The sequence below is a fragment of the Streptomyces virginiae genome, assembly GCF_040638905.1.
Classification (GTDB): Bacteria; Actinomycetota; Actinomycetes; order Streptomycetales; family Streptomycetaceae; genus Streptomyces; species Streptomyces virginiae_B.
Window position 1 is genome coordinate 1 of the sequence record NZ_JBEZYV010000075.1, and the last position, 6,062, is coordinate 6,062.

The 6,062-nt window shown below is 72.6% G+C and carries 5 protein-coding genes; 3 read left to right on the forward strand and 2 right to left on the reverse strand.

Annotated features, from left to right (window positions below):
* The first annotated feature begins 535 nt into the window (after positions 1–535).
* A complete protein-coding gene (locus tag AB0F82_RS38430) occupies positions 536–907 on the forward strand; it encodes a hypothetical protein (RefSeq protein WP_362636429.1) in 372 nt (123 codons plus the stop codon).
* Between the two features lie 10 nt (positions 908–917).
* Here AB0F82_RS38430 and AB0F82_RS38435 read toward each other — a convergent pair whose 3' ends face one another.
* The gene (locus AB0F82_RS38435) at positions 918–1,859 is read right to left on the reverse strand and encodes a Vgb family protein (RefSeq protein WP_362636431.1); all 942 of its coding nucleotides are present in this window, start codon (positions 1,857–1,859) and stop codon (positions 918–920) included.
* Positions 1,860–1,903: 44 nt separating this feature from the next.
* On the reverse strand, positions 1,904–3,583 hold the full coding sequence (locus tag AB0F82_RS38440) for an ABC-F family ATP-binding cassette domain-containing protein (protein ID WP_362636433.1): 1,680 nt from the start codon (positions 3,581–3,583) through the stop codon (positions 1,904–1,906).
* Between the two features lie 115 nt (positions 3,584–3,698).
* On the opposite strand from AB0F82_RS38440, the gene AB0F82_RS38445 reads away from it, so the two are divergent.
* Together AB0F82_RS38445 and AB0F82_RS38450 are read left to right on the forward strand one after the other, a co-directional pair.
* Positions 3,699–4,367, forward strand: a complete 669-nt coding sequence (locus AB0F82_RS38445; RefSeq protein ID WP_362636436.1) for a TetR/AcrR family transcriptional regulator — start codon at positions 3,699–3,701, stop codon at positions 4,365–4,367.
* A 282-nt stretch (positions 4,368–4,649) separates the two neighbouring features.
* On the forward strand, positions 4,650–5,675 hold the full coding sequence (locus AB0F82_RS38450) for an ATP-dependent DNA ligase (protein WP_362636439.1): 1,026 nt from the start codon (positions 4,650–4,652) through the stop codon (positions 5,673–5,675).
* The last annotated feature ends 387 nt before the right edge of the window (positions 5,676–6,062 follow it).

Sequence of the window (6,062 nt, forward strand, 5' to 3'; positions counted from 1 at the left end):
GCTGAAACAGCTCCCACAACTCGTCCGGCACCAGCCGCTCAACAATCCCCACCACGGCCCGCAGCCTACCGAACCGGCCAAATGAGATGACCTCTAAGGGCGTGCTGCCGCACACGCCGCCGATGTAGCGCCGGTTGTCCTCGCAGTTGGCCCAGGCCCGGCGGGAGGGCCGCTTCCCCGACCTGATCGACACCGTCCGCGAAGTCCACGTCCCACCCGCCTGGCCGGACGCCGACGCGTTCGCTCGGCTGGTTCCGCCTGGACCGCTCCGCAGGCCAGAAGCAGGCCCTGTACGTCGCTGCCGAGAAGGACACCCTCCGACAGCAGCTGACCGGCTGGCTCGAGTTCGCGGGCATCCCCGTGCTCGTGGTCCGCGGCTTCAGCTCCCAGTCCTACGCCCATGTCGTCCGCGACCGCGTCGCCCACGAGCAACGCAAAGCCCGTCTACTCGTGGTCGGTGCCCTTCGACTGCTCGGGCGAGGACATCGAGCGGGACTGGGGGGAGCGCACCGGCTGCTGGAGCTCGGTGACCCGGGTGCTGCTCACCTACGAGCAGGTACGCACGTACGGGCTTCCGGCGACCGAGGGCAAAAGCGGCGACCCGAGGTGGCCGGCCTTCGCCCGCCGCTACGGCTTCGACCCTCGCCGCCCGGTGCAGTGGGAGGTGGAGGCATTGGAGCCGGCCGAACTTCAGCGCTTGGTCCTCGCCGCCGTCGACCCGTACATCGACCGCACCGTGCTCGCGCAGCAGATCGCCCGCGAGGAAGAGCAGCGCCGTGCACTGGCCGACTTCCTCGGCGGTGGGCTCGCATTGACGCCGTGCACACGAACAAGCGAAGCATCACTGGGGCCGGTCCCAGCGGCCCGGCTGCGTGCTGTGGCTGATCGGGCGAGTGTGCCTGGCTGAACCGGCCGGCTCAACCGGGTTCTTCTGGCACGCTTCCAGGGCGGCGCACCTCCCAGCGGGAGATGCCGCCGTGCTCCTCGGCGACGTACAGCGTGCCGTCCGGGGCGAAGGCCAGACCATGGGGTTCGCGGTCGGGGGCCGCTAGCGGGTACTCGGTGAGCTTGCCGTCCGGGGTGACTGAGCCGATCCGGCCGGTGCCCCACTCGGTGAACCAGCAGGTCCCGTCCGGGGCGACCGCGACGCCGTGGGGGCGGCAGTCGGCCTCCGGCAGCGCGAACTCGGCGAACTCCACGCCTGCTGTCTCGCCGGTCGTGAGCCGCCCGATCCGGCCGGCGCCGATCTCGGCGAACCACAGGCTCCCGTCCGGGCCGACGGCGAGCCCGACCGGGGCGGCGCCGGGCGTGGGCAAAGGGTGGAGCCGGACCTCGCCGGAGACGGTGATCCGGCCGATGGCGTTCGCCTGGTTGAGGGTGAACCACAGGGCTCCGTCGCGTCCCGCAGTGAGGAAGGACGGGAATCCCCCCTCGCACGGCAGCGGGAACTCCACGATCCGGCCGTCTATGCCGATCCGGCCGATGCGGTCGGAGTTCGTCAGGGTGAACCACAAGGCGCCGTCGGGGCCGGCCGCGATCCCGTACGGGCTGCCCGCGCTGCCGGGAAGCGCGTACGAGCGGGCTTCGCCGGCCACCGTGATCCGGCCGATCCGGTGGTCGCGGTACCGGGTGAACCACAGCGCGCCGTCCGGTCCGGCGGTGATCAGGGTGGGGCCGCAGTCGGCGGAGTCCAGTACGAACTCCTCGACGCGGCCGGTCGACGGGGTGAGGCGGGCGATGCGCCCGGTGCGGACGAGGGTGCACCACAGCCGGCCGTCCGGTCCGACGGCGAGCGCGTACGGGCCGGAGTCCGGGGTGGGGAGGTCGAGGGTGCCCAGCGGGCTTACGGAGGTGGTCAAGTGGGGGCGTCCTATCGGCAGGGCGGGGAGGGGCGGGCCCGTTGTCACGGGCAGGTGGCGGCTGCGGCTGGTTCCGGTGCCGGGGCGTGCAGGGCCAGCCGGTCGCCCGACCAGCGGGCGCACAGCCGTCGGTCGTGGCTGACCACGACCACCGCGCCGGCGAACCGGGCCATGGCCTCCTCCAGCTCCTCCGCCAGCGCGGGAGAGAGGTGGTTCGTGGGCTCGTCCAGCAGCAGGACGTCGGCCGGTTCGGTGACCAGGCGGGCCAGGGCCAGCCGCTGCCGCTGTCCGACGGACAGGGAGCCGACGGGAGCGGACAGCCGGTCGCGGGCGAACAGGCCCAGTGAGAGGAGTTGTTCGGCGTGCTCCTCGGGGGTCCCGGGGCGGCCCTCGGCGTAGGCCGCGAGCAGCGTTCCGCGGCCCGTGCCGGCATGGGTGTGCTGGGCCAGCAGTCCGATCCGGCCGTGCCGTACGACCTGCCCGCGGTCGGGGGCCAGGGTGCCGGCCAGTACGTGCAACAGGGTGCTCTTGCCCGCCCCGTTCGGGCCCGTGACCAGCAGTCGGCCGCCGACCGGCACGTTCACGTCCACCAGCGCGAGCCGCCCCTCGACCGCGACGCCCGCCGCGGCCAGCAGCACCCGTCGCGCGTCCCCGGAACCGGCGGGCGTTCCGGGGTCGGCGGCAGCCGTGGCAGCGTTGCGCGGCACCGCGGTGAACCGCAGCGGGTCCGCGGGGGCCGGCACCGGCCGGGCCAGCAGCCGGGCAAGGCGTTCCTCGGCGTTGCGGACCCGGCTTGCGAGGGACTGCTGGACCCGGCCGGCGGCGCGGTCGTACGCCATCTTGTTGCCGTCCTTCATGGCCCGGCCGGGTGCCACCCGTCGGGCGGTGACGGCGGCGGACTCGCGCAGTCGGGCCGCCTCGGCCCGCCAGGCTGCGTGGGCCTCAGCGCGGCGCCGCCGCTCGGCGGCGCGCTCCGCGAGGTAGCCGGCGTAGCCGTTGCCGTACCGCACGGTCCGGTGCATGTCGCCGTCGACCTCCAGGAGGGAGGTGGCGACGCGTTCCAGGAAGACCCGGTCGTGGGAGACGACGACCGTGATGCCGCGTCGGGCGCGCAGATGGTCCTCCAGCCAGGTCAGGGCGGAGCCGTCGAGGTGGTTGGTGGGCTCGTCGAGGAGCAGTACTTCCGGGGCGGCGGCGAGCAGTACGGCAAGGCGCAGGCGTACGACCTCGCCGCCGGACAAGTCGCCGACGGCGGACTCGCGGGGCAGGCTCAGCAGGCCGAGGCCGTGCAGGGACCGCTCCACCCGGGCGTCCGCGTCGTACCCGCCGCGCAGTTCGAAGGCGGTGAGGGTGTCGGCGTACGCGGTGAGGGTCTCGGCGGTGGCGTCGCCGCCGGCCATGCGGGCCTCCAGCTGGCGCAGGAGCCGTTCCGATGCACGCAGCTCGGCGAGGGCGCGGTCGACCACCTGCTGGACGGTCATGTGCGGGGCGAGGTCTTCCTGTTGCGCGAGGTAGCCGACGCCGCCTTCGGCGCGCAGGACGACCTCGCCGCGGTCAGGGCGCTCGACCCCCGCCAGCAGGCGGAGCAGGGTGGACTTGCCGGAGCCGTTCTCGCCGACGATGCCGAGGCGTTCGCCGACGGGGACGGAGCAGTCGACGGAGTCGAGGACCAGGCGGCCGTTGTAGGACTTGGTGAGGTCAGATGCGGTGAGCTGTGCAGTCATGGGGCGGCTCCAGGGGTTCGGGGGTCGTCGCGGCGGCGGTGTGGTGGGCGGTGGCGTGGTGGATGAGCACGGGAGTTCTCCTTTAAGGCGACGAATGTTGCGTTAAAATGCTGACATGGATTCTCCTGCGCAGGCAAGCGAAGGTTCCGGCCGACAGGAACCGGCCAAACCGGCCACGACACGGCGCCGGACGGGCGGCCGGAGCGCCCGCGTCCGCGCCCAGGTGCTGGAGGCGGTGGGCGCGCTGCTCCTGGAGGCCGGGTACGACGGGCTCACGGTCGACGCGGTCGCGGAACGCGCCGGCGTCCACCGCACGACCGTCTACCGGCGCTGGGGCGACGTCGGTCGCCTGCTGGCCGACGTACTCGACGCCGCGTCCGACGACACGTGGAGCCCACCGGACACCGGGTCGCTGGAAAACGACCTGACCGCCCTCAACCAGGAGGTGTACGAGGCGCTGGCGGGTGGCGGGCCGAACGTGACCACGGCCCTGATCGCCGCCGGGTTCCGGTCGGCGGAAGCGGCAGCGGCACTGTCGCGGTTCTGGGAGGACCGCTACGCGCGCTGTGCGGTGGTCGTCACCCGCGCGGCCGACCGGGGCGAGCTGCCCGGCCCGGCTGACAGCCGGGCGCTGCTGGTCGCCGCGACCGCCCCGCTCTACCACGAACTGCTGCTGCTCCGGACCGCCCCGGACCCGACGCTGCCGCGCCGCGCCGCCGCGGCCTCCGCGGCGGCGGCCCGCGCCGGCGCCTTCGAAGGCGCGAACTCCAGCCACGACTGGTGACCGCTGGCCACCCGTTGGTGCACGCCGGCTATTGATGCCGTTCAGATCGGCTCGCCTTGACTGGTGCAGAGAAGCCATCGAACTTGCTGTCGATATGGGGTTGGCGGGGACCCGCTCTGCCAGGAGTGCCGCGCCCGGCTCCTGGAGTCACAGCAGAAGCCGGCCCACCCCGCAGCCTGACGTCGCGGGGCCTTCTGGCCGTATCCGGCGCGCCGGACCGCGCCCGGCCGGTGACGCTGGGGGGACCAGGCCCGGAGCGGCGGTGAAGGAGGCCAACCCCGAGTGGTCCTGACCCCTCCCTTCGAGCCGATGCTCGCCCAGGCCGCCGAGTCCTTCCCCGGACCCGGTGTCCTGGCGGGCGGCCTGGCCCTGGAGCAGAAGTTCGACGGCCACCGCACCATCCTCTTTACCTCCGCTGGCCCCGGCGGCCGGGTGCTGCTCCAGACCCGTCGTGGCTCCCTGATCCAGGACCGCTTCCCCGACCTGGTCGCCGCCGCCGAGCCCCTGCCCAACGGCCTCGTCCTCGACGGCGAACTCGTCGTCTGGGACACCGCAGCCGGACGCCTGTCCTTCGAAGCGCTCCAGCGCCGGGCCGCCGCCCGCGGCCGCACTGCCGCCGCACTGGCTGCGAAGACCCCGGCCTTCTTCATTGCCTTCGACGTCCTCCAGCAAGACGGCACCGAACTCCTCGCCCGGCACTATCACGAGTGCCGACGGATCCTCGAGGACCTCTTCGACACCCGCCAGCTGAGCGCGCCGTGGACGCTGTGTCCGATGACCACCGACCTTGCCAAGGCGAGGGAGTGGCTGGAGACGTGGACCGATATCTCCGGAGTGGAGGGGATCTTGGTGGAGGGAATGAACCAGCGCTACCTCCCCGGATCGAGAGCCTGGTACAAGATCAGACGCCGCGACACCACCGAGGCCATCATCGGCGCGATCACCGGCACCCTCGCCCGGCCCCAGATCCTCGTCCTCGGCCGCTACGACCACCACGGCCGCCTCCGCGCCGTCGGCCGGACGGTACCGCTGCGCCCGGACGCGGCCCGGCAGGTCGCCGAACACCTCACCGCAGCCGGCCCGGAACATCTGTGGACCGGGGTGAAGTTCTCCTCGGCGTGGGGGAGCCGCGACGTCCTCGACGCGGTCCTTGTTCGGCCCGACCTCGTCGCGGAGATCAGCGCCGACGTCGCGATCGACCGCGGGGGCGTGTACCGACACCCGGTGCGGTACGTGCGCCTGCGCCTGGACGCGGCCGTCGATGAGGTGCCCCGGTTCGGCGGGGGCCCGGCCGCAGCCGCGGGGTGACTGCCGAAAACGGTCAGCGGAGTCGGCTGTTGCAGTCAGCCGGCGAGTCCGGCCCCGGTCGCCCTCGAGCACATCCTTTCGGGCTAATCAGCTTCGGTAGGGCACACCGACTGGTTCTGACCCTGGCAGCATCCGGGCCGAACTTGTCGACCGAAGGCACGGCATGAAGCAGACACTCAACGAACGGCAGCTGGCGGTGCTGGAGTGGGTCGGAAAGGGATGCCCCGAAAGGGCATCCACCACCTACAAGACCAGCTGCCAGGCCCTGCAGAACCGTGGGCTGGTCACGGTAGCTAGTGCTGTGACCGGGAAGGTTCGCCGGGTTGCTCGTTGTGCTGGTTGGAAATGAGTTCTCCAAGCAGCGTGGGGAGGCGGGATGGCGAAACC